The organism is Glaciihabitans sp. UYNi722 (assembly GCF_040549465.1).
Taxonomy (GTDB): domain Bacteria; phylum Actinomycetota; class Actinomycetes; order Actinomycetales; family Microbacteriaceae; genus Lacisediminihabitans.
Genome location: NZ_JBEPTL010000006.1, coordinates 35,998 through 59,571, shown reverse-complemented (window position 1 = coordinate 59,571; position 23,574 = coordinate 35,998). Strand labels below are relative to the sequence as shown.

The window sequence follows — 23,574 nt, the reverse complement described above, 5'->3', positions numbered from 1 at the left end:
ATTAAGGCTGTCACAGACAACGATCACCTGCTCTTCTGTTCGAGCCCACTTCGCGTGCCGGTTACCAGATGAAACTCGAGCACCGCGGCTCGGTTGTATGCATTCCCATCGAGGAATGACCTCGGCACCTCTCCCCTCAGGAATGCACGCATTCCTTCAGCGAGTCCTTCATCGCTCTGCGGCACGATCCGAATCGCCGAATCGGGGAGTGCATCGTGAACTGAGTCAAATTCCACCGAGATGATGGGCGTACGCGCGAGCGCGGCTTCGAGAAGCACCATGGGCTGGCCCTCGTAGTTGCTCGAGAGCACGAAACAATCGGATGCCGCCAGCACCGGGAATGGGTTGGGAAACGGCCCGACGACGAACGCGACGAGCGACAGGCCGAGACTGTCGATGAGCGCCTGAAGTTCGACGCGAAGGGGACCGTGTCCGATGATCATCAGCCGAACAGCGGAGTGCTCTCGATAGACCTCGGCGAAGGCGCGGATGAGTCGCGCCTGATTCTTCTCCGGAGAGAACCGTCCGATGGTCGTGAACCACACTGTGTCGACTCGCTGAAGCTCATCGATCCAACGTCGATCATCCTGCTCGAGTATTTGGTCTTCAGTCTCGTAATTCGCGACCGACGACAAGGGACTCGCGAGGCCCTGTCGTACATGTGATTCGTCCACCAGGTTGCGGGCGAAGGCGAACGATTCCGGATTGACGCTGTATCGGGCGCCGAGCGCTTCTCTGTTGATCCGCCGGAGGCTTTCGGACACGGAAACCAACGAATCGAAATCCTGATACAGGCTGAAGACCGCGGGCAGGGTGCGCATCATCCGCCGTCGACTTCCCACGAATCGGCTCCTTTCCAGAGCCAGATCATTGTGCAGCCAGATGGAGCGGAATCCGCCGGGGGAATGAAGCAGCAGGGACGCCCAGAACGCGGTATACCCGCTGAACTCCACGACCGACTCGAATCGCGCGTCGCCGAAACAACGCGCCCACTCGGTGCGCCACATCCGTTGTTCTGTCGCGGTCTCCGGTCGCCTTCGGAGCGCCGGATACCGCTCCTGCAGTCGGCGAAACAGGTGGGTGAGCTTGCTGCCGTTCATCCCGCCGACCCGGTGGAACTGTCGAACCTGCGGTGGTATCCGCCGCTGGTTCGACAACTGCTGAGCGCCACGGGGGCGGTTGAAGACAACGGAGACGTCGTACGCGCTGTGATCGATCGCGCTAAGCAGATTGAGTGCCGAGTTCGTGATGCCGTTGGAACGCATGCCGCCAAGGCTCAGCAAAATCGACGTTCGGGGATCCTCGGCGAGGGACTTCGTTCGAGCATTCAGGGTGAGGCCACGGAAGACTACGTCGATGACCCGGCGCGCGGCGCCGCCATCATCAGAGGATACGAAGCGCGCTTTCCAATCCTCCGCAGCGGCATGGGGCCTGCTGTCGTCAGCGGCCAGGGAACGGACCGCCCGGCCCACCTCCGAAACGGTATGCGCCACAGGTCCGGGAAGCTCGTCAAGGGGAAAATACAGGCCACGGGATGCGGAGTAATCAACGTCATCCGGGGTGAAGAAAACCACAGGTCGGTCGAGCGGCAGAAAGTCGAAAAAGATCGACGAATAGTCGGTGATCAGGATGTCGGTGAGACCGAGCATCACGTTGGTCGGTATGTCGTTCGACACCAGGATCTTGCGAAACTCGGGCCTGTCCGCCGCGAATCGGTGCACGACCTGATGTGTCTTCAGCAACACACGGTAGGCCTCTCCGACCTCCGCCTGAAGCGCCTGTACCTCTAGGAAGAGTTCGCTGGCATCGTCGGCAGGGGAACTGAAATCCGTACCCTTCCAGGTCGGCGCGAACAGGATGATGGTGCGGTCGCCGAGCTCGATTCCCGCGCCCGTGAGTCGCGATCGGGCCTCCGCCGCTTCTGCCTCGTTCATGAACTGCCGGTCAACTCGGGGGTATCCCTCTTCGACTACCATTCCGCGAAAGGCACCGCGCAGCTTGTAAGCCTTTTCGTACATCTGCTCGGTCATGAAGGAGTTTTGGGAGAGCAGAAAGTCCGCAGCAACGAAGTTTCGCACTGTATTCGCGGAGTCGATGGCGCCGTCCGGCATGTCATAGCCCATCCGCTTCAGCGGAGTGCCATGCCAGGTATTGAGGTAGATCTGGTGGGGCCGCTTGCTGAAATCCGCAGGAAAAGTTGCGTTGTTCACCAGATACTGACTGGTCGCGAGAGCACGGACATAGGCAAGGGAGCGGCGGCGCACGAAACGCACCCGCCGATCGCGGGCGAACTCCGCCTGTACCTCACGGTGCTCCCGCAAACTGTTGAGCACCCAGATGTGGCGGAGCTCGGCGAGGTCGGGTGAGCGGAGCACCTCCCGGAAGATCGCTTCGGGGTTGCACAGCATGCCATTGCCTGCGAAGGACTCGTACAGCACGACTCCCGGTCGCAGACGACCGCGTCGGGCGAATGCCTGAAGTTCGGCCCGCCCAGCAGCAGCCAACTTCCTGAGCAACCGTCGCAGCCGCCGGAACACTCGTTTCATGGCGCTTCCCTCACTCGAACCAGCCGATCAGAATATTAAGGGTGCGAGAAAGTCGCCCAGGATTTTCTAAGGATTCGCGCAGGCCATCTTTTCGAAAAGGATCACCAGTCTTAGAGGCATCTGGGCAGTCCCCTGAAAAGCTCGCCCAATGAGAACAATTTAGCGTAGGGAGGCTCATGATGGTATGGCTCATTGTTGGAGGTATCGGCATTCTGGTCGTTGTCGCCGCCGCCTGCGTATGGGCAGTCGTTGCGCTCCTGGCGGAAGTGGGGGACGAACAGGACCCTAGTGCAGACGATTCCGATTTCGACAGCACCAACGAGCCGCCGCGAGGACGTAGCCGTGTCATACGATTCTAAACTTCGTGATCGCGGGCAGGAGGCTGTCGTCGCGCTTACGCGCAGAAGGCTATCCAACCCGTCTATCTGGGCGATCTCTCTCGGCGCGGTGGCCACCGCGGTTTCCGCTGCCGGCTCCTGGATTCCGTCGCTGTGGGGCGACGAAGCAGCCAGCGTGCTCTCGGCAGAGCGCTCGCTTCCGTCGCTCTTCCGCATGCTCGGCACCGTGGATGCGGTTCACGGCACCTACTACCTGTTCCTGCACTTCTGGGTGCTGGCGTTTGGGGCATCCCCATTTTCCGTGAGGTTCCCCAGCGCGATCGCCGTTGGCATCGCGGTGGCGGGAATCGTTGTGCTCGGCTCACGGCTCGGGGGCACCCGAGTCGGTATTTTCGCCGGAATGGTGGCGGTCTTCCTGCCACGCATCACCTACATGGGAGAGGAGGCCCGCGGGTATGCGATGAGCGCGGCCGCAGTAGTGTGGCTCACCATCCTGCTGGTGTACATTCTCGGTCTCGAGAAGCCCAAACGACGGCTGTGGGTGTTCTATGCCATCGGGTTAGCCATCTGCGGCTACATCTTCCTGTTCAGCATGCTGATCCTCGTCGCCCATGCCGTGATCGTGCTCGGCACCCGACAGCGGGCCGTCGTGAGGCGGTGGGTACGAGCGACACTCTGCAGCGTCGTTCTCGCCGGAGTGGTGATCGGATTCGGGATAGCCGAAAGCGGACAGATCGCCTTCCTCGCGAGCCGCGACTCCACCAACATCCGCACACTTGTCGTGACGCAGTGGTTCGGCAACGACCTGATGGCTGTGATCGCCTGGACCCTCATCATCACGGCGATCGCTTTCTGGGCCGTCGGAGCGTACCGTACGCGCCGAGACCCTGGCGTATCCAACTACGTCGATGATTCCGGGGCGCGACGCCCCTCGCTTGTGCCGCTGGCCGCTACCTGGCTCCTTGGCCCTCCGGCCATCCTCCTTGCCATCAATTCCGTGCACGCGGTCTATTCCTCCCGCTATCTGTCATTCGCCGCCCCGGCCGCTGCGCTCCTGATCGGATGGCTCCTGGCGCGGGTTCGCCCGCGCATCGTGGCGATCCCGCTGCTGGTGATTGTCGTGGCGGCCTCCTCCATCAGCTACCTCAGCCAGCGGACACCGTTCGCCAAAAACAACAGTGACTGGTCGCAGATCGCCGACACCATCCAGGCCAACGCGAAGCCCGGGCAGGGCATCCTCTTCGACGAGGGCACACGGCCATCGCGCGCTCCCCGCCTCGCCCTTCGTACCTACCCGGCTTCCTTTGCCGGACTGACGGATATCGCCCTCAAGACCCCCTGGTATCAGACGACCAACTGGCATGACTCCGTGTATCCGTCATCCTTTGTCGCCGCGCGAATCGGCTCGATAAAGACAGTCTGGCTGGTCGAGTATCGACTACCCGGAACGGAAGCCGACACCTACGACCGTTCGATCCTGGCGTCGCTGGGGTTCGTCGTCGTGGCCGAGTACCCTGGGCACAGCAGTCTGGTGCTGAAGCTCACTCGTCCCTGAGCACTCCGACCGCCCGATAGAAGTCTGCGAGCGAGGCATCGTCGCCTGCGGCCCAGTCGATTGACGACGCGCCGATGGCCCCCCCGAGAATGTCGACCATTCCATCGGCGACGGCTCGATCATCCCGCGCGATCTCGAGCACGCCGCTCTGAGCCCCGGCCCCGCCGAATTCGCTGGCAACGGCGACAATCGGAAGACCGAGAACACGCGCTTCCCTGACCACGCGAGGACCCAGTGCCTGGCCGGTGTAAACAAAACCGAGCGAACGCCGGAGAATCGCGAAGGGGTTCGCTCGATAGCCGGCGAGCCAGACGGCCCCGGTCAGCCCGAAAGACTCGACATCGGCTTCCAGTAACGAGGCGAGAGGACCGTGGCCGATTACCACCAGCCGGGACTCCAAAGCCTCTGAGTGCACCAGGGCGAATGCCCGGAGAAGGCGGCGCGGATTGTTTTCGTGTGACAGGCCACCGAGGGAGGCGAAGATCCTGAGGTCTCCGGCAGTGCCGGTTTCGGCCAGCCAGCCGGGCGTTGGCGACTCGCCGTCACCGGATTGGACAGGGAGCGCCGCCTCCGCCAGGAGCCTCCCCCCTCCGATAAGCGACTGTGCCTGCGAGAAATTCTGCAGTGCCATGCCCTCCCCCGGCGAGTCCGAGACCAGGTGATCGAAGGCGTCGTAGAGCGAGCGGATCTTCGCGAGCTCCTCGGCCGGCCCAACCCTATCGGGGCGCAGCCAGATCGAGCGTTCGGAACCGGGGCTGTGCAGCATCAGTGTCGCCCAGAATGAGCTGGTACCGGCGAAGTCCAGTGTGAGGTCGAATGTAGTCGAGCCGAAGCACCGATCCCACTCGTCCCTCCAGAGTCTCGTCTCGCGCGACAAGTCTGCTTGCGATCTTGCGCCGGCCGATCGGTGCGAGCGCAGTCGGGCAAGCGACAGTTTCGAGCCGTTCATCCCTCCGACTCTGACGAGCTGGCGGACGTGCGGATTGAGCAGTCGCTGCTGGTCGCGCACCGATCGCCCCCGCGTCGGCGGGAAGACCACCGAGACGTCGAACCGGCTGTGGTCGATTCTGTCGAGAAGTGCGATGAGTTCGGAAGTGACCCGGTTGGGCCTCATGCCGCCGCCGTGGATGAGCATTGTGCGGCGCTCATCATGGGCGATCGGCGCAACCGCATAGCCGTCTGTATTTCCGCGAAACACGATGTCGACGATCCTCTTCGTCGCCACGCCGTCTTCTCGAGCGACGAACCTGGCCTGCATTGCCCGGTACTTCAGTGCGATGTCGTCGGAGACACCCTCCCGATCGAACTCGTTCACCGCCTGGGCGAGCTTTGTCACCGTGCCGACAACCGGGCCAGGCCATTCAGCCGGTTCGATGTACAGGCCGCGGTATCCGGCATAGTCCGCCAGATCTGGAGCGAGGAAGAAGAGAGGACGACCCGTCGCGAGGAAGTCGAAAAAGATGCTCGAATAGTCGGTGACCAGCAGGTCGGTGATACCGAGGATCACGTTCGTAGGAATCTCGTTGGGGATCAGCCGCCCCGCAAGTCCCGGAATATCGGAGGCATATCGGTGCACCACCTGATGTGTCTTGAGGAGCACCACGTACTTGGTCGTGTCGATCAGGGTTTCGAGGTGTTCGACCCGCGACACCAGCTCGCTGAGGTCGTCCTCCGGGCGGGAGAAGGAGGTTCCCTTCCAGGTGGGTGCATAGAGGATTACCTGCCGCCCGCCGATCGCGACACCACCCTCCTCAAGCCTGGCGCGGGTCGAAGCGATGCTGGTCGAATCCAGGACCTGGCGGTCTATCCGCGGATAGCCCTCCTCGATAACCCGGCCATCATAGATCTGGCCCAACAGGTGAGCCTTCTCGTACATGTGCTCGGTCATGAACGGGCTTGCCGAGAGCAGGAAGTCCGCCGAGAGCAGGTTGCGGACCACATTGGCCACGCGGGTCGCCGGGTCACCGATGTCATATCCCATGCGCTTGAGCGGGGTGCCGTGCCAGGTGTTCAGATATCGCTGCCCCGCCCGCTTGCTGAACTCCGACGGAAATGTCGCGTTGTTGACGAGGTAGCCGGCCGTCGCAAGCGCCCGGTAGTAGCCAATGGAGCCGGGCCGAACGAACCGCACCGAGCGCGACCGGGCAAACTCACGCACGACAAACGGATTCTCCCGCTTACTCGTCAGCACCCAGACATGAGTGAGATCGGCGAATTGCGGATCGTCCACCAGCGCCCGGAAGATCGCCTCGGGGTTACAGAGCATACCGTTGCCAGCGAAGGACTCATATAACACCGTTGTCGAGCGCACAGCCCGTCGTCGCCAGAACGCATAAACCTCCGTCTTTGCCGCCTGGCGAAGGCGTCGTCTCAGGCTTGTAACGCGGCGGCTGACCGCGGACATCCCTGGCACATCCGATATCCTGATCACCTCCTCACTATAAAGATCTGCCGCGCTTCAGAAGCGCCTTTGGCGTGCAATACCGAACAATCCACGTTCGTGACGATGACGACATTTTTCGCCCGGCACTAATGACACTCGATGCTTTCGGTGCGCCCAGTGCATCTTCTGCTAGTTCAGCTGAAGCTGTATAGTCAGCATATGCTGACCATTGCTACCCGCCTTGATGTCATGAACCGCCTGGGGCGCGCGATGGCCGACCCGACGCGTTCGAGAATCCTGATAAGCCTGCTGGAACGGCCCGGATATCCCGCCGAACTCGCTCGGGAACTTGAACTGACACGATCCAATGTCTCCAACCACCTGGCCTGTCTTCGCGGATGCGGTCTCGTGGTGACGGCACCGGAGGGCCGCCAGACACGCTACGAGATCGCGGATCCGCACCTCACTCGCGCGCTCTCGGAATTGACGAACGTGATCCTCGCTGTCGACGAAGGCGCTCCGTGCGCCGATAACACCTGCACAGTGCCCGGCTGCTGCAATTAGACCGCCCGTAGACAACGGGTAGGGAAGGAGGCGACTATGACTGACTGTTGCGATGGAAGCTGTTGCACGGCAGCCTGCGCTGAAAGCTGCGGCTGCTGCTAGTAACGGCAACGTGGGCTCCCCGACCGGCATACGCCGCTCGGGGAGTTTCCTCTTCCGGGCCCGTCGATGAGCTGCCCGATCAATAGACTCATAACGATGACATCCCGACCCATTGTTCTCTTCGTCTGCGTCCACAACGCGGGCCGTTCGCAGATGGCAGCCGGCTATATGGCCGCGCTCTCCGGAGGTGCCGTCGAGGTTCGCTCCGGCGGATCCGAGCCCGGCAACGAGATCAACCCGATCGCCATCCAGGCGATGGCCGAAGAGGGCATCGACATCTCGCAGGGAGTGCCACAGCTCATGACGACGGAGCAGGTCAGGCGCTCGGATGTCGTCATCACCATGGGTTGCGGCGACGCCTGCCCGATCTTCCCCGGAAAACGCTACGAGGACTGGGAACTCAGCGACCCGGCCGGCAAGGATATCGACGAGGTGCGCCGAATTCGGGACGACATCAAAGCCCGCATCGAGGCGCTGCTGGCCGAGATTCTGCCCACCGCGGTTAAGGAATTGCCTGAGCACTGAACCGCTTGGATGCTGCATCCGGTGCAGTAACGTGAGCATAGCTAGCCACCCACTCGCCGTGCACCACCCGTCCGCCGCTGCGGGCACGACCGCAAGGATGCTCCATGCTCTTCGGAATCAACTCCACGATCGCCATCGTCGTCGCGGTGATCATCGTCGCTCTTCTCGCCCTCATCTACCTGAGGTCGATCTATAAGAACGCGGGGCCGGATGAGGCGATCCTGCTCACCGGTCGACGGGCACGAAAGCTCACCGTCGACGGTGTCTCCACCGAACAGTCGGGCATCAAGATCGTGGTGGGTTCCGGCGTCTTCATCACGCCGTTCTTCCAGAAGGCTTTTAAGCTCAGCCTTCGTTCCCGGGCGATCGAGCTGCAGGCCGAAGCGCAGGACGGCAAAGGCGTGACGATCCGCGTCGAAGCCGTGGCGATCGTCAAGGTCGGCGACAGCCACACCGCTATCCTCGCGGCCGGTCAACGATTCATCGGCAACGACAAAAATATCGACAGTTTCGCCCTCGAAGTGCTGTCGGGTTCGCTCCGCTCCTCCATCGGTGGCACAGACGTGTTGACCATCATCCAGAAGCGGGACGAACTGGGAGCAGCTGTGCTCTCCACCGCGCGTGAGTCGCTGCTCAGCCAGGGCCTCGATGTCGACTCGTTCGAAATCAAGGGCATAACTGACGAGAACGACTACATCAGCAACATGGGTCGCGCCGAGCAGGCGAAGGTACTGCAGACCGCCGAGATCGCGGAAGCGCAGGCCGGCCAGGCCTCGCAGCAGGCATCGATCGCGGCCGAGCAGGCCGTCGCAATCGCCAACAACGAACTGGCGCTCAAGCGCGCGGCGCTGCAGCTCGAGACCGACAAAGCGACAGCCGAGGCCGCCGGTGCGAAGCCACTTGCCGAAGCCCAGACCCAGCAGAACATCGTGCACGAGCAGGAGGTCACGGCCCAGGCGGCATCGAAGCTCCGCGCCGCACAGCTGGCCTCCGAAGTCAATGCCGTCGCCGATGCGGACGCCTACAAGGTGCGTGTCGCCGCGACCGCCGCCGCCGAGGCACAGGTCACCGCGGCAAAGGCCGAACGCGATGCGCGAGTGCTCAGCGCGGAGGCCATCCGCGCGGAGGGTCAGGCAACCGCCGACGCCATCCTCGCCAAGGGAACAGCGGAGGCGGAGGCCACCAAGCTCGCGGCCGAGGCCGTCGCGCAGAAGTCGGAGGCGCTCATCCAGCTGCGACTCGTGGAGCTGCTGCCGCAGATCGCCCACGAACTCGCCGCCCCGATGGGCAACATCGACAACCTCACCGTCGTCTCCACCGATGGCGCCAGCCAGCTGACCAAGAATGTCGCCGGCGGCTTCAGCGAGATCGACTCGGTTCTCCAGGCGACAGCCGGTGTCGATATCAAGTCACTCATCGGCAGTTTCGTCGGCGGCACCGCCGCGGGGCGCGCCGTCGCACGCGACTCTGCGCCGACAACAGTTGCCGTCGAACCCGATGTTCCCGCCGAATCGGCGCCCGCAGAAGACCCGAACCGGCCCCTCGAAGCCGAGTAGGCATTACTCCGACCTGACAGTTTCCGCAACGTGCTACCGCCCTCGCCAATTCAGGAGGACGGTGGATAGATGAAGAAAGTGGCTTACGGCGGAGTGTCTTTCATCACGACTGATGAAGCGGCCGACGCGCTGCTCCAGTTCGCGGCGGCCGCGGCCCTCAACGACTTCGCCGAAGTGGTGCATCTACCCGCGGTCGACGAAGACGGCCGCGGGATCATCGCCGACCTGGTGATCGGTCCGGCGAGTGAATTGCTGGTCACTCCGTCGGACTCGACAGCTCCATCGCCGGACACGATCGAGGCTGTGAACAAACTGCATGCCCGCACGGTGGCTCTTGGCGCCTCGAAGAGAGTGAGCATCGGTCTGCCCATCGAAGACACTGAAGTCGACACAAGCTATCTGGACACTCCCTAGAACGCGTGCCCGTCTGTGAGTGCCAAATGAAGGCACTCTCGCGCTGAAGCTCCCGTATCTTCAGGCAGGGATCGCCGCGAAGGGCGTCATCTCCTTCATTTGGCACTCTGCCACTCGCTGCAGCCAGCCGTAGCCGCGGGCAGCGCTCAGCCGATCGCTGTGCCGAACAGCAGGCCGAGCAGATAGGTGACAAGGGCCGCCCCGAATCCGATGCCGAGCTGGCGCAGTGCACGCCTCAGCGGCGGACCACCCGAGAGCACGCCGACGATCGCCCCGGTACCCAGCAGCGCGAGCCCGACGAGACCGGCGGCCACCAGAATGGCGACGAACCCGCCGAGTCCGAAGAAGTACGGGATGATCGGGATGATCGCGCCAGAGGCGAAGAAGCAGAAGCTCGAGATAGCGGCGTCGAAACCGGTGCCGATGGTCTCGTGTTCGTCGACCTCCTCGGTGATCTCGAGGCTGTTGTCGCGCAGCACCTCGCTGGCGTGCGCGTCGGCCTCGGTCTCAGACATCCCCCGTGCGCGGTAGACGAGCGGGAGTTCGTTGGCGTCGACATCCAGGTCGGGCAGCACCTTCTGGCTCTGCCCGCTCGATGCGGATGCCTCCAGCAGTTCCCGCTGCGACCGCACGGAGACGTACTCCCCCGCCCCCATCGACAGCGCGCCGGCGAGCAGCCCCGCGACGCCGGTCAGCAACACGACATGCGTGGCAACGCCGCTCGCGCTGATGCCGATCACCAGGGCGAGGTTGCTGACGAGTCCGTCGTTGGCGCCGAAGACTGCCGCCCTGAACGTTCCGGAGAGGCGGTTGCGGCCCCTGGTCGCGAGGCCACGGACGACCTCCTCGTGAATCCGTTCGTCCGCCGCCATAGCCGGTGTGGCATCCGAATCCGCCTCATAGGGCGAGCGGGCCTCAGCCCGCTGGGCGAGCGCGAGCACGAAGACCGAACCAAAGCGCCTGGCGAGAAAACCGAGGAGCCTGGTGCGGATGTCGCCATTGCGCGGTTTTCCGATCTGGTCGCCAAGCAGGTCTTTCCAGTGCTGTTCGTGGCGACCCTCAGCATCCGCGAGCGCGAGCAGGATCTCTTTCTCCTCGCCCTCTCGACGGCTGGCGAGGTCGCGGTAGACGGCAGCTTCCGCACGTTCGTCAGCGAGATAGTGACGCCAGCGGCGAAGATCGCTGGGTTGGGGCTGGCGCTGGGTAGGGGTTGTCATCACGGGTGCCTTCCGGTCGGGGACCGGACGAGGTTGTGCGGTTGCGCGACCTCGGCCAGTGTGAGCTGACCGAAGGTCTCGTTCGCCGCTGCGACCAGTGGATCACAGCGGTGGAGTACCGGGCCAGTCGCCGTGACCGGCCAGTATGTCGATACATCCGCACGCCTGCCAGGCCAGCATTCGGCCTGATGGGCGAGGGAACTACTCCCCTTCGTGCCTCCAGAGTAGCGGACGACCCGCGGTCAGGCGGTGCGGCGGTTCACGCCGTGAGAATGTGGAGTCCGGCCGCGACGAGACGCTCGAGTTGTGCAGGGTCGGCTTCGGATCCGGTGATGAGGCTGTCAACGCCGTCGAGCGGCACAACACGGCTGAGCTGGGCGACCCCCAGCTTGGAACTGTCCGCGACCACGACCCGGCGAGCAGCCGTCGCGAGCATGCGGCGCTTCATATCGGCCTCGGGGAGGTTCACGTTGGTGACACCTGCCGCGGCATCCACTCCACTGCATCCGATGAATACCAGGTCACCGCGCACCTGGTCGAGCACCACGCTGGCAAGGGGATCGACGAGCGAGTGTTGCAGTGGCCGAAGCGTTCCGCCGGTGACAATCACGGTGAAACGCGGGATGACCGGCTCCAGCGCCAGCGCAATGTTGAGGGCGTTCGTGATGATGACGACATTGTGCAGGTCGTCGCGGGCGAGCAGGGCCATGGCGATGGCGGTGGTCGTGGTGCCGACGTCGAGCACAACCGCCTGGTCGGATTCCACCAGCGCGGCAGCTGCCCGCCCGATCCTGGCTTTCTCATCGCTCGCGGCAAGCGCAGACTGTTCGAATGGGCGCTCGAGCCCGGCGGGACGGCTGGCAGGAACGGCGCCGCCGTGTATCCGCAACACCGCGCTGCTCTGGGCGAGCGCGTCCAGGTCGGCGCGGACAGTGACCTCTGAGATTCCGAAACGACGGCTCAACTCGGTGACCCTCACGAAGCCCTGTTCGTCGATGCTCGAGAGAATCTGCTCGCGCCGAGCCGCAGCGGGCGGCGGGGGCTGGATCGAGACCATGGTTCGATCTTTGATTACTTGTGTTTTCTTGTCAATAAGAGCTAAGGTTTCTTGCGTTTTCGAAACCGCGCGACAAGGGATTGCTATGACTCCGATCGTCAAACGCGAGTACACGCTGGCCGACGGCCGCGACCTCATCTACTTCGACGACGTGGACACGAAACTGTCTCCCGATCGCAAGCCGGATGCCCGCATTCTCGACCCACGCCCGGCCACCGCGACCATGCGGCAAGACCCGCTCACCGGCGAATGGATCTCGATCGCGGCATCCCGCCAGAACCGCGTCGTGCTACCGCCAGCCGACCAGGATCCGCTGGCACCGGCGAGCGCGGGCAATCCCTCGGAGATCCCGGATGTCTACGATGTCGCCGTCTTCGAGAACCGCTCGCCATCCTTTGGGCCGGAGATCGCTGCGGCCTTCGAACCCTCGGAGCTGACCTCGGTAGGGCTCGGCCGCACCCTGCCGTCCGTCGGGCGCTGCGAGGTCGTCGCGTTCAGCCCGGAGCACGAGGGCGCTTTCGGCAGCATCAGCCGTTCTCGCGCACGTACGGTGATCGAGGCGTGGGCGGACCGCACAGCCGTGCTCTCGGCACTTCCCGGTGTGCAACAGGTCTTCCCATTCGAGAACCGCGGTGAGGCGATCGGCGTGACGCTGCTGCATCCGCACGGGCAGATCTACGCCTATCCCTACGTCACGCCGCGCACCGCCAGACTGCGGGAATCGATCGAGCAGTTCGGGCCCGACCTGTTCGAGCGCATCCTCGAGTTCGAGGGCGAATCCGAACGGGTCGTACTGCGTGGCGAACACTGGACCGCCTTCGTGCCGTTCGCCGCCCGCTGGCCCATCGAGGTGCACATGCTGCCCCATCGCCACATTCCCGACTTCGCCGCGACCAACACCGAGGAACGGGATGAACTCGCCGGGCTCTACCTGCGGCTCCTGCGGGCGATCGACGCGCTCTACGACACCCCGACGCCCTACATCGCCGCGTGGCACCAGGCACCGGTGAATGTCGGACGCGACGACATCCGTCTCATGCTGCAGGTAACATCGCCACGTCGCGGAGAGAACAAACTGAAGTTCCTCGCCGGGTCCGAGGCCGCCATGGGCGCCTGGATCGGCGACGTGACGCCAGAACAATCGGCCGCCCTCATCCGGGACGGTCTGAGTCGAACAGAGGAACCACAGGCATGAGCGACATCCGCGACGACGTACGGGCCGGCTTCAACGAGCTCTACGGGTACGAGCCTGCCGGAATGTGGTCGGCGCCCGGCCGTGTGAACCTGATTGGCGAGCACACCGACTACAACGAGGGTTTCGTGCTGCCCTTCGCGATCAACCGTCGTACAGTGATCGCCCTCGGCCTGCGTGAGGACGGCATCGCGAGGGTGGCGAGCTCCTTCGCCGACGAGGTCGTCGAGATCACGATCAGCGAGCTGTCGCCGGAAACGCTGAACGGCTGGGCCGCCTATCCCCTCGGCGTCGCGTGGGCACTCGGGCAGCGCGGTGCAGACCTCGCCACCGTGCCGGGATTCGACATCTTCATCGACTCGGACGTGCCGGTGGGCGCCGGGCTCTCCTCCTCCGCCGCCATCGAGAGCGCGGTCGCGATGGCGCTCAACGACGTCTGGCGTCTCCGCCTCGACCGACCGACTCTCGCCGCCGTCGGCCAGCTCGCCGAGAACAAGGTCGTCGGAGCCCCCACCGGCATCATGGACCAGTCCGCGTCACTACTCGGCCAGAAAGATTCCGCCGTCTTCCTCGACTGCCGCAGCCTCGACTCGGAGATCGTGGACCTCGGTTTCGGTGCGGCAGAACTCGTGCTGCTCATCATGGACACCGGCGTGACCCACTCGCACGCGACCGGTGGCTACGCGGAACGCCGGGCCTCCTGCGAGCTTGGCGCACGGATGCTGGAGGTCGAGTCCCTGCGTGACGTGACTGTCGACGACCTGCCGCGGGCTCGCAATATCCTCGACGACACGACCTTCCGCCGCGTACGCCACGTGGTCACCGAGAACCAGCGTGTGCTCGACACTGTTCGCGCCCTCAGGGAGCAGGGCCCGGCAGCGATCGGCGACCTCCTCGACGCCTCCCACCTCTCCATGCGCAACGATTTCGAGATCTCCATCCCCGAACTCGACCTCGCTGTGGAGACAGCCCAGGCCAACGGTGCGATCGGAGCGCGGATGACCGGCGGCGGTTTCGGCGGCTCCGCGATCGCTCTCATCCATCGGGATGATCTTTCCCGGTTACAGGTTGCTATCGATGGCGCCTTCGCGGAACATGGATTCGGCCAGCCTGATACTTTCGTGGTGGTCCCCGCCCATGGAGCATCGCGGGAAAGCTAATCAGAGGAGATACCCAGGTGAGAGCGTTGCTGGCCAGGACCTCGATCGGTGTGGCCGGAGCGCTACTTGCCTCCCTCCTTCTCGCCGGTTGTTCGCCGACCCCCTCTGCTGCGCCGACGACGAGCGACAGCGCACAACCCAGCCCCTCCACGAGCCCGTCAGCGAGTGCGACGCCGGCCGCATCGGCCGATCTCATGTTCACCATCTCCGCCAATGTGCGCGGCAAGGATGGCAGCACGATCGGCATCACGATGACCGCGCACAAACCGCTGCCCTACAGCAGCAGCGACGTCGGCGCCCTCCAGAAAGAGTTTCTCGCCACCTGCGGTCCCGGCGTGCAGGGGACGCCCGTGACGGCGGACACCCTTGCCGCGAACGGCAGCATCCTCATGTCGATCGACCTGGCGAGCAGCGTCAAGAACAAACCATTCGTCTACCCGCTCGACGTTTTCGCCGGCAAGACCAACTTCTACGGCCAGTCGGTCAAAGGCACCGGCATCAAACCTGTCGACCCTTCAGCGCCGTGCGACAACGGCTACACCTGGAGCACCGCAGGCCCAGCGCACGCGGTCGCCGATTTCGAGAGCGGCATCCCCGGTCCGACCCTCACGCAATGGCGCTACGGCTTCTTCGGGTTCTCTGTGCCCTTCGATTCGAAGGCGACCATCGAGGCCTGCACCATCAAGCTGGAGGATGCCGCAGCAACCGTCGTCACAGGCGACGGCGGCTGGGATCCGAACGCCGCCCGCAACGGGATCAGCTGCGGGATCGGCTACGTGGGCGAATAACCCTTCGCGCCGATCCCGAGCGGGAGGAACGTCAGAGGCGTTCTGCCGCCTCCACGACGTTGTGCATGAGCATGGCCCTGGTCATCGGGCCGACGCCGCCCGGAACCGGTGAGAGAAAGCTCGCGACCTCTGCCGCACCCGGGTCGACGTCACCGATGAGTTTTGCCTTACCCGTCTCCGGGTTGATCACCCTGGTGATGCCGACATCGAGGATTGCCGCCCCCGGCTTGACCCAGTCGGCCTTGATGAGACCCGGGACGCCGACCGCCGCGATGATAATGTCGGCCCGACGCACTTCCTCCGCGAGATTCTTCGTGCGGGAGTGCGCCAGTGTCACCGTGGCATCCACTCCCTTGCGGGTAAGCAGCAGCCCGAGCGGTCGCCCGACGGTCAGACCGCGCCCGATGACGATCACGTGCTTGCCGGAGATCGGGACGTCGTAACGCCGAAGCATCTCGACGATTCCCGCCGGGGTGGCCGGCAGCGGCGAGTTGAGTTCGCCGCCCACACGGAGCACCAGTCGGCCGAGATTCATCGGGTGCAGGCCGTCCGCATCCTTCGCCGGATCGATGAGTTCGAGCATTTCGTTCTCGTCGATTCCTGCGGGCAGCGGCAGCTGGATCAGGAAGCCGGTGACGATCGGGTTCGCGTTCAACTCGCGCACGGCGGCGCGCACGTCGTCCGCGCTGGCCGTCTCCGGCAGGTCGATACGTACCGACTCGATGCCCAGCTCGAGCGAGTCGCGGTGCTTGCCCGCGACGTAGGAGAGCGACCCTGGGTCCTCACCCACCATCAGCGTGGCGAGGCCCGGGGTGATACCCCGCGCCTTGAGGGCCGCGATGCGCTCGACGAGTTCCGCCTTGACGGCTGTCGCGGTGGCGATGCCGTCCATCCTGGTCGCGGTCATCGGTCAGGCCCAGGTTCCGGGGCTGGTGAGACCCGGGTAGAGCGGGTAGCCGTCGGTGAGCTTGAGTACGCGCGCACGGAGGGCCGCGACATCCGGTGCCGGCTTGAGTGCCGTCGCGATGATGTCGGCCACCTCGGTGAACTCCTCGTCGCCGAAACCGCGGGTCGCGAGCGCCGGGGTGCCAATGCGCACACCGGATGGCGTCATCGGCGGGCGCGGATCGAACGGCACAGCGTTGCGGTTCACGGTGATACCCGCCTCGTGCAGCACATCCTCGGCCTGCTGGCCGTGGATCGCAGCGTTGCGGAGGTCGACGAGCACCAGGTGCACATCGGTGCCGCCGGTGAGTACGTCAATGCCGGCTTCCTTCGCGTCAGGGGCCGTGAGGCGCTCGGCGAGGATCCTGGCACCGCGAATGGTGCGCTCCTGGCGGTCAGCGAACTCCGGCTCCGCCGCGAGCTTGAAGGCCGTCGCCTTGGCCGCGATCACGTGCATGAGCGGTCCGCCCTGCTGGCCGGGGAAGACGTTCGAGTTGAGCCTCTTCTGCAGGTCGAGGTCGTTGGTGAGGATGAAGCCGGAGCGTGGGCCGCCGATCGTCTTGTGCACTGTCGACGACGTGACATGGGCGTGCGGAACGGGGCTCGGGTGCAGGCCTGCGGCGACGAGTCCGGCGAAGTGCGCCATATCCACCCAGAGCTTGGCTCCGACCTCGTCGGCGATCGCCCGGAACGCCTCGAAGTCGAGCTGGCGGGGGTACGCCGACCAGCCGGCGATGAGCACCTGCGGGCGCACCTCGAGCGCCTTCTCACGCACCACATCCATGTCCACCAGGAAGGACTGCGGATCGACACCGTAGGCGTGCGCGTCGTACAGCTTTCCGGAGAAGTTGAGCTTCATGCCGTGGGTGAGGTGCCCACCGTGGGCGAGCTCCAGGCCGAGAATCTTGTCACCCGGCTCCGCGATCGCGGCGAGGACCGCGGCGTTCGCCGAGGCACCGGAGTGCGGCTGGACGTTGGCGTAGGCCGCACCGAAGAGGCTCTTCGCGCGGGAGATGGCCAGCGACTCTGCGATGTCGACGAACTCGCAGCCGCCGTAGTAGCGACGGCCGGGATAACCCTCCGCGTATTTGTTGGTGAGCACCGAGCCCTGAGCTTCGAGCACGGCGCGGGGAACGAAGTTCTCGCTGGCGATCATCTCGAGGGTGCCGCGCTGGCGATCGAGCTCCTGCTCGAGCACGTGGGCGATCTCGGGATCGACCTCGGCAAGGGGGGAATTGAAGGTGGCAGACACTGGCGACTCCTTGACACTCGACGGATAGAACAAAGGTATCCGGTGGGCCCAGGCGAACGGCCCACTCGATGTCAGTCACTCCCCGATGGTTGCCCATCTCAACGCCAGTTGCGACTGGTCAAGTCTAACCGGATGAGCCTTCTGCGCGCCATTCGCCGGCTCGCCATTTCCCGTCGAGTTGCGTCGTGTGGTGGTTCCCCGCGCCGGTTAAGCACAACAGGCCGCGAGTCGATGAGTCTCGAGTCGCAGCGACCGTTAGTGCTTGACCACCCGACCCGCCGGATGCTGGCGGAGCAGGGCATCCGAGACGATCACGAGCGCGATGGAGACGACGAGGATGCCGGCGAAGACGAAGGGCAGCGATGAGAGCCCGAGATTGTCGAGCACGATCGCTCCGACGAGCGCGCCGCCGCCGATGCCGATGTTGAACGCTGTCGTATAGAACGCGCTCGCGGTGTCGCGGATGCGTGCGGGTGCCGCGTGCAGCATCCTCGTCTGCAGCAGCGGTGGCAGCAGGCCCATCGCGAATCCCCAGAGGAAGAACGAGACGAGAGCCAGCGGGATCACGGCGGGCAGGAAACCGAGGGAGAGGGCGGTGGCGAGCAGCACGACGAGGGAGATCATCAGCCCGAGGCGGGGGCGGCGTCCGAGGTAGAGGCCGACGAGTACGAGTGAGACGGCACCCGCCGCACCATACGCGAAGAGGGCGGGGCTAACCGCCGCCTCGTCGAGACCGACGGCTCGCACCAGGAACGGCGCGATGTAGGTGTAGAAGGTGTACTGCCCGATCATGGTGATCGCGGTGATGATGCAGACGAACACGACGGCGGTGACCGAGTGGTCGCGGCGCGGGGCATGACTGGACGTCAGTTCTTCGGTGAGCACGGTGATGCTGCCCGTCGGAGTGCCGACGACAGTGCCCTTGGCCAGATGGTCAACCCGGGGAAGGAAGCGATAGATGAAACCGGCTCCGACGAGGGTGAGTACAGCAAGGGTGCCGAAACTCAGGCGCCAGCCGACGGCGTGGCCGAGGGCGGTTCCGAGCGGCACACCGAGAACGAAAGCGAGCGAACCGCCGCCGAGTGTGATCGCGACGGCGCGGCCGAGCTGCTCCTTCGGGACGATGTAGGCCGCATAGGCGCCGACCACTGACCAGAAGACACCGTGAGCGAGACCGCCGAGAATACGAGAGCCGACGAGCACGGCGTAGTTGGGCGCGAACGCCGTGGCGACCGAGCTCGCCACGAAGATGAGCAGCACCACCACCACGAGCGTGTGCCGTGGTATCCGCATCGTCAGGGCGGTGAGCCAGGTACTCGTGAGTACGACGGTGAACGCGAAGACCGAGACGGTGAGACCGACCTGCGACTCGCTGACGCCGAGCTCGTCGCTCATCTCTGGCAGGAGACCTGTCGGCAGCATCTCGATCGTGACGCTCAGAAAAACCGAGGCGGCGAGGGTGATGAGCGCGAGGTAGGGAAAACGTGTGGAAGTAGCCGGAGTGCCCATGGGGCCGAAAATCCGTTCAGGGAGGGTGTGGATCGCATCGCCGTCCGCGGGACACCGCGGTTACTGCGGCATCACCTCCAGAATACCGGTGCGCAAAGGCAATAGCCTAGGTTCGTGACTTCGCCGGATTCCACCCACTGGGTGCTGACCATCGTCTGCGCTGACCGGTCGGGCATCGTCCACGCCATCAGCGGCGCGATCGTGACGGCCGGCGGCAACATCACCGAGTCGCAGCAGTTCTCCAGCGACGATACCGGCACCTTCTTCATGCGCCTGCAGGTGGAATCAGCCGCCGATCGTGCCACCTTCGAGCGGGCCATCGCCCCGGTGACCGAGCGCTACGACATGACCTGGAAACTGGATGTCGTCGGCCGCCCACTCCGCACTCTGGTGCTGGTGTCGAAAGCCGCCCACTGCCTCAACGACCTGCTGTTCCGCGAGCGGGCGGGCCAGCTGGCGGTGGAACTCCCGCTCGTACTGAGCAACCACCCCGACCTCGGCGACCTGGCCGAGTTCTACGGCGTGCCGTTCGAGTCGCACACCGTGATTTCCGAGGGTCAGAAGCTCGCCTTCGAGGACCGGATCGCGGATGCCGTCGAGCAGTACGACATCGAACTGGTGGTGCTCGCGCGGTACATGCAGATTCTCTCCCCCGCCCTCTGCGACCGGCTGGCGGGCCGGATCATCAACATCCATCACTCCTTTCTCCCCGGTTTCAAGGGCGCGAATCCGTATCGCCAGGCGCACGCCCGCGGCGTAAAACTGATCGGTGCGACCGCGCACTTCGTGACCAGCGACCTCGACGAGGGCCCGATAATCGAGCAGAACGTCGTGCGCGTCGACCACTCCCGCACGCCAGCCGAACTGATGTCGATCGGCCAGGATGAGGAGTCCCGCACCCTCACCCAGGCGGTCACCTGGTTCGCTGAAAACAGGGTGCTGCGTGACGGCGCACGCACGATCATCTTCAAATGAAGATCCGACCCAACGATGTTCTCCGCTTTCTGCTGGAGCTCTTCGCCCTGTTTTCGCTCGGTTTGTGGGGCTACCTCGCCTGGCCATTCCCCTGGCCGGGTGTGCTGTTCATGATCGGCACGCCCCTCTTCGCGGCTGTCGTCTGGGGGTTGTTCCGGTCGCTGAAAGCCGTTCTGCCGCTTGATCCGGTGGGGCGCGCGGCCGTGGAGATCCTGATCATGGGGGCGGCGACTGCGGCCTGGTTCATGCTCGGGTACCCGATTGTCGGCGCGATTTTCGGCATCCTCGCCGCTGCGAGCGGTGTCATCAACGGACGAACAGAATTCACACGAGAAACGGCTGAGAAATGACCACGCTCTTCTATGGCGCCCGCAAGCTCGACGGGCACGGCGAAATCGACGAGTTCTGGATGCTCGTGGATGGCGACACCATCACCGCGGCCGGATCGGGGCGCGAGCTGCCGGAGGCGACCGAGCGCATCGATGTCGGCGGCCGATGGCTGGTACCGGGCTTCATGGACCTGCACACCCACGGCGGCGGATCGCACTCCTACGACGACGGACCGGAGGAGATCGCCGGCGCGCTCGCCACCCACCGCGCCCACGGAACCACCCGTACACTGCTCAGCCTCGTGGCCAACCCTGTCGCCCAGCTGCGTGAATGCCTCTCGGTGATCGCGGACCTCGCCGCCGTCGATCCTCTGGTGCTCGGCAGCCACCTCGAAGGGCCGTTCCTCGCCCCCGGCCGTCGTGGCGCCCACAACCCCGACTTCCTGATGGAGCCGACACCTTTCGCCGTCGAGGAGCTGATCGGCGCCGCCAGAGGCACACTGCGCCAGCTGACCATTGCGCCGGAGTTGCCCGGCGCTCTCGAAGCCATCGACGTACTGGTAGAGAACGAGGTGACCGTCGCCATCGGTCACTCCGAGATGCCTTTCGAACTCGCGCAGCAGGCTTTCGATCGTGGCGCACGGCTGCTCACCCATGCGTTCAACGCGATGCCGGGCATCCATCACCGCGCGCCGGGGCCTGTTGTCGCCGCGTTCGAAGACGACCGCGTGACCATCGAGTTGATCCTCGACGGCGAGCACGTGCATCCGGATGTCGCGGCGATGGCCTTCCACGCCGCTCCCGGTCGTATCGCGCTCATCACCGACGCGATGGCGGCGGCCGGGGCGAGCGACGGCGATTACCGCCTCGGCTCGCTCAACGTGACGGTGCAAGACGGCCTCGCGCTGCTCTCCGGCACCTCGACCATCGCCGGTTCGACCCTCACCCAGGATGTCGCACTGCGCTGCGCGATCGAACTCTCCCACATCAGCCCGATCGACGCTGTCGCCGCTCTCACGGTGACGCCGGCACGCGCGCTCGGCCTTGAGCACCGCCACGGCTACCTCGCCCCCGGCTACGTCGCAGACGCGGTCTGGCTGGACCACGAGTGGCAGGTGCAGCAGGTCTGGGCTAACGGACTCCGGCTCAGCTGTCCTGGTTCCTGATCAGGCGCCGGAGGAGCCCAGCAGTTTCACTGCCTCGCGCACCGAACCTCCCGCGCTGACGAGTGCCTCTCTCGAGGCATCCATAGTGCCGCCGGAGAGCATGCTCACCACGGCCAGTTTGAGGTCGCCCTCTGCTGCCTGGAGAAGCGCGGAGTTCTCCTGGTCACTGCCCTGGCCGATCTCACCGAGAATGCGAAGCGTTCGCTGCTCCAATTTGGCGTTCGTGGCGATCATCGACACCATGAGGTTCGAGTAGGTCCTACCGAGGGCAACCATGAGGGCGGTCGAGAATCCGTTGAGAATCACCTTTTCTGCCGTGCCGGCTTTGAGACGGGTGGATCCGGTGAGCACCTCAGCGCCGGTCAACGGTGCGAGGAAAATATCGGCAAGCGCGGTGAGCGGCGAATCGCCATTGCTGGTCACCAACGCGGTGAGTGCTCCGTTAGCGCGCGCGGTCCGCAGCGCACCCCACACGTACGGTGTGGTACCAGATGCCGTCAGTCCGATCGCGACGTCGTGTAACCCGAGGTCTCGCGCGTCACGAATTCCATCGGCATCAGAATCTTCCGACCGCTCGACCGCGTGCGCGATCGCTCGCTCCCCGCCGGCGATATGCGCCTGCACGAGGGTCGGGCTCACGGCAAAGGTGGGGATGAGTTCGGCCGCATCCAGTACCGCGAGGCGGCCAGAGGTGCCTGCACCGAAGTAGTGCACGGTGCCGCCTGAGCGCACCCGGTCAGCTGCCGATTCCACCAGAATCGCCAGCTGTGGGAGAACGGCGGTCACCGAGGCGACCGCGAGCTGGTCCTCCTGGTTGAGCAGCACGAGCAAGTCGAGAGCGGACATGTCGTCCATCGCAGCAGACGCCGCATTTCGCCGTTCGGTGAGCGGGAGGGCCGCCGACCTCGCGCTGCCTTCGTTGGCCGGAATCGACTCGTTCATGTCTTCCTCACTCGATAGTTCGCGCCGTTCAATTGTCTGCCTGTTCCGATGCGTGCGGGGTGCACATCCGACCAGGTTGCGGCCCAACCAATCGGGTTTCTCCGGAGCTTTCGCGATCGCGCAGCCCAGATCCGCAGACATCCGCGCCGCCTCTGCCATCACCGCGTCACACCTCCGGAGAAACGTGCAGAGAGCCTCCGGGGATCAAGAAGGCAACGGTGTCGCTAGAGCGACTCCCACGCCGGCTTGTTCGCCCAGGCGTAGCGGTAGTAGTCCACGTTCGAGAGACGGGATGCCGCAGCCTCGTCCACGAGCACGGTCACGTGCGGGTGCAGCTGGATGGCCGAGCCGGGCGAACTGGCCGTGACCGGACCCTCGATCGCCGCAGCGATCGCCTCCGCCTTGGCCTCACCGAAGGCCAGCAGCAGGAGATGTTTGGCCCGGCGAATGGTTCCGAGACCCTGGGTGATGCAGTTGACCGGCACCTCGTCCACCGAGGAGAAGAAGCGCGCGTTGTCTTCCCGGGTTTGCTTGGTGAGCGTCTTCACCCTGGTGATCGATTCGAACGACGAGCCAGGCTCGTTGAAGCCGATGTGGCCATCGGTGCCGATCCCGAGGATCTGCAGGTCAACGCCACCCGCCTCACGGATCGAGCGCTCGTAGTCCTCACCCGCGGTCTCGATGGGGCCGCGATCGCCCGGCACACGCACGAGAGCGGGATTGAGACCGAGAGGCTCGACCACCTCACGGGTGATGACGGCGCGATAGCTCTCGGGGTGTCCGGCAGGCAGGCCGACGTACTCGTCGAGGGCGAAACCGCGCACACCGACGAGATCGGCGCCGCGGGCCGCGAGCGCCTGGTAGGCCACGAGGGGGGTCGATCCCGTCGCGAAGCCGAGGACGGCATCTGGCTTCTTCGCCACCAGCGCGAGGATGGTGTCGGCCGCGAGTTCCCCTGCCGCTGCCCTGTCAAGGATCACGATTTCTGCCACTAGAGCGCTCCTGAAGTTGTTGCTGTTTAACCGACGAGGGCGGCGCCCAGCCCTCGAGCGCGGCGCG

At 64.7% G+C, this 23,574-nt stretch carries 20 protein-coding genes and 1 riboswitch; of the genes, 11 read left to right on the top strand and 9 right to left on the bottom strand.

The genetic code is table 11. The features are described 5' to 3' along the window. Positions 1 to 23: 23 nt before the first annotated feature. A complete protein-coding gene (locus tag ABIB56_RS05995) occupies positions 24 to 2,546 on the bottom strand; it encodes a CDP-glycerol glycerophosphotransferase family protein (RefSeq protein WP_354568150.1) in 2,523 nt (840 codons plus the stop codon). 342 nt (positions 2,547 to 2,888) lie between these two features. On the opposite strand from ABIB56_RS05995, the gene ABIB56_RS05990 reads away from it, so the two are divergent. Then, complete coding sequence (locus ABIB56_RS05990; RefSeq protein ID WP_354568148.1) at positions 2,889 to 4,439, top strand: glycosyltransferase family 39 protein; 1,551 nt, start codon at positions 2,889 to 2,891, stop codon at positions 4,437 to 4,439. On the opposite strand, the gene ABIB56_RS05985 is transcribed toward ABIB56_RS05990, so the two are convergent. Then, a complete protein-coding gene (locus ABIB56_RS05985; protein ID WP_354568286.1) occupies positions 4,426 to 6,843 on the bottom strand; it encodes a CDP-glycerol glycerophosphotransferase family protein in 2,418 nt (805 codons plus the stop codon). The two genes, ABIB56_RS05990 and ABIB56_RS05985, sit on opposite strands and share 14 nt — an antisense overlap. Before the next feature lie 198 nt (positions 6,844 to 7,041). Here ABIB56_RS05985 and cmtR point away from each other — a divergent pair, with 198 nt between their 5' ends. The 4 genes from cmtR to ABIB56_RS05965 all read left to right on the top strand — a co-directional run bounded on the left by cmtR (position 7,042) and on the right by ABIB56_RS05965 (position 9,983). Beyond that, entirely contained in the window at positions 7,042 to 7,386 is a 345-nt protein-coding gene (gene cmtR, locus ABIB56_RS05980; RefSeq protein WP_354568146.1) for a Cd(II)/Pb(II)-sensing metalloregulatory transcriptional regulator CmtR, read from the top strand. 198 nt (positions 7,387 to 7,584) lie between these two features. Then, positions 7,585 to 8,013 carry an arsenate reductase ArsC gene (locus tag ABIB56_RS05975; protein ID WP_354568144.1) on the top strand — a complete coding sequence of 143 codons (429 nt, stop codon included), beginning with the start codon at positions 7,585 to 7,587 and terminating at the stop codon, positions 8,011 to 8,013. Between the two features lie 104 nt (positions 8,014 to 8,117). Beyond that, the gene (locus tag ABIB56_RS05970; RefSeq protein WP_354568142.1) at positions 8,118 to 9,569 is read left to right on the top strand and encodes an SPFH domain-containing protein; all 1,452 of its coding nucleotides are present in this window, start codon (positions 8,118 to 8,120) and stop codon (positions 9,567 to 9,569) included. Between the two features lie 69 nt (positions 9,570 to 9,638). Continuing rightward, positions 9,639 to 9,983 carry a hypothetical protein gene (locus tag ABIB56_RS05965; RefSeq protein WP_354568140.1) on the top strand — a complete coding sequence of 115 codons (345 nt, stop codon included), beginning with the start codon at positions 9,639 to 9,641 and terminating at the stop codon, positions 9,981 to 9,983. 146 nt (positions 9,984 to 10,129) lie between these two features. On the opposite strand, the gene ABIB56_RS05960 is transcribed toward ABIB56_RS05965, so the two are convergent. Continuing rightward, positions 10,130 to 11,200, bottom strand: a complete 1,071-nt coding sequence (locus ABIB56_RS05960; protein ID WP_354568138.1) for a VIT1/CCC1 transporter family protein — start codon at positions 11,198 to 11,200, stop codon at positions 10,130 to 10,132. A gap of 259 nt (positions 11,201 to 11,459) precedes the next feature. Next, positions 11,460 to 12,257: a DeoR/GlpR family DNA-binding transcription regulator gene (locus ABIB56_RS05955; protein ID WP_354568136.1), complete on the bottom strand. Its 798-nt coding sequence runs from the start codon at positions 12,255 to 12,257 to the stop codon at positions 11,460 to 11,462. An 85-nt stretch (positions 12,258 to 12,342) separates the two neighbouring features. On the opposite strand from ABIB56_RS05955, the gene galT reads away from it, so the two are divergent. The 3 genes from galT to ABIB56_RS05940 are packed head-to-tail and all read left to right on the top strand — an operon-like array spanning position 12,343 to position 15,397. Then, entirely contained in the window at positions 12,343 to 13,452 is a 1,110-nt protein-coding gene (galT, locus tag ABIB56_RS05950) for a galactose-1-phosphate uridylyltransferase (protein ID WP_354568134.1), read from the top strand. Further along, positions 13,449 to 14,609: a galactokinase gene (galK, locus tag ABIB56_RS05945; RefSeq protein ID WP_354568132.1), complete on the top strand. Its 1,161-nt coding sequence runs from the start codon at positions 13,449 to 13,451 to the stop codon at positions 14,607 to 14,609. Before galT ends, galK begins: the two co-directional genes overlap by 4 nt. Positions 14,610 to 14,626: 17 nt before the next feature. Then, a complete protein-coding gene (locus ABIB56_RS05940; RefSeq protein WP_354568130.1) occupies positions 14,627 to 15,397 on the top strand; it encodes a hypothetical protein in 771 nt (256 codons plus the stop codon). A 31-nt stretch (positions 15,398 to 15,428) separates the two neighbouring features. Here ABIB56_RS05940 and ABIB56_RS05935 read toward each other — a convergent pair whose 3' ends face one another. From ABIB56_RS05935 to ABIB56_RS05925, 3 genes are all read right to left on the bottom strand, one after another. Beyond that, entirely contained in the window at positions 15,429 to 16,304 is an 876-nt protein-coding gene (locus tag ABIB56_RS05935) for a bifunctional methylenetetrahydrofolate dehydrogenase/methenyltetrahydrofolate cyclohydrolase (RefSeq protein ID WP_354568128.1), read from the bottom strand. A 3-nt stretch (positions 16,305 to 16,307) separates the two neighbouring features. After that, the gene (gene glyA / locus ABIB56_RS05930) at positions 16,308 to 17,594 is read right to left on the bottom strand and encodes a serine hydroxymethyltransferase (RefSeq protein ID WP_354568126.1); all 1,287 of its coding nucleotides are present in this window, start codon (positions 17,592 to 17,594) and stop codon (positions 16,308 to 16,310) included. 39 nt (positions 17,595 to 17,633) lie between these two features. Continuing rightward, positions 17,634 to 17,716: riboswitch (ZMP/ZTP riboswitch) on the bottom strand. A 133-nt stretch (positions 17,717 to 17,849) separates the two neighbouring features. Further along, positions 17,850 to 19,103 (bottom strand): MFS transporter, encoded by a 1,254-nt coding sequence (locus ABIB56_RS05925; protein ID WP_354568124.1) that lies wholly within the window; start codon positions 19,101 to 19,103, stop codon positions 17,850 to 17,852. A gap of 114 nt (positions 19,104 to 19,217) precedes the next feature. Between ABIB56_RS05925 and purU the strand changes: the two genes are divergently transcribed. From purU to nagA, 3 genes are read left to right on the top strand one after another with little or no spacing between them, the layout of a single operon-like run. Then, complete coding sequence (purU, locus tag ABIB56_RS05920; RefSeq protein ID WP_354568122.1) at positions 19,218 to 20,078, top strand: formyltetrahydrofolate deformylase; 861 nt, start codon at positions 19,218 to 19,220, stop codon at positions 20,076 to 20,078. Further along, positions 20,075 to 20,428, top strand: a complete 354-nt coding sequence (locus tag ABIB56_RS05915) for a YrdB family protein (protein ID WP_354568120.1) — start codon at positions 20,075 to 20,077, stop codon at positions 20,426 to 20,428. Before purU ends, ABIB56_RS05915 begins: the two co-directional genes overlap by 4 nt. Beyond that, complete coding sequence (gene nagA / locus ABIB56_RS05910) at positions 20,425 to 21,573, top strand: N-acetylglucosamine-6-phosphate deacetylase (protein WP_354568118.1); 1,149 nt, start codon at positions 20,425 to 20,427, stop codon at positions 21,571 to 21,573. The genes ABIB56_RS05915 and nagA overlap by 4 nt, the downstream gene beginning before the upstream one ends. Here nagA and ABIB56_RS05905 read toward each other — a convergent pair whose 3' ends face one another. Together ABIB56_RS05905 and ABIB56_RS05900 are read right to left on the bottom strand one after the other, a co-directional pair. Then, a complete protein-coding gene (locus ABIB56_RS05905) occupies positions 21,574 to 22,515 on the bottom strand; it encodes an N-acetylmuramic acid 6-phosphate etherase (RefSeq protein ID WP_354568116.1) in 942 nt (313 codons plus the stop codon). Between the two features lie 224 nt (positions 22,516 to 22,739). Further along, positions 22,740 to 23,507 carry a glucosamine-6-phosphate deaminase gene (locus ABIB56_RS05900; protein ID WP_354568114.1) on the bottom strand — a complete coding sequence of 256 codons (768 nt, stop codon included), beginning with the start codon at positions 23,505 to 23,507 and terminating at the stop codon, positions 22,740 to 22,742. Positions 23,508 to 23,574 lie beyond the last annotated feature (67 nt).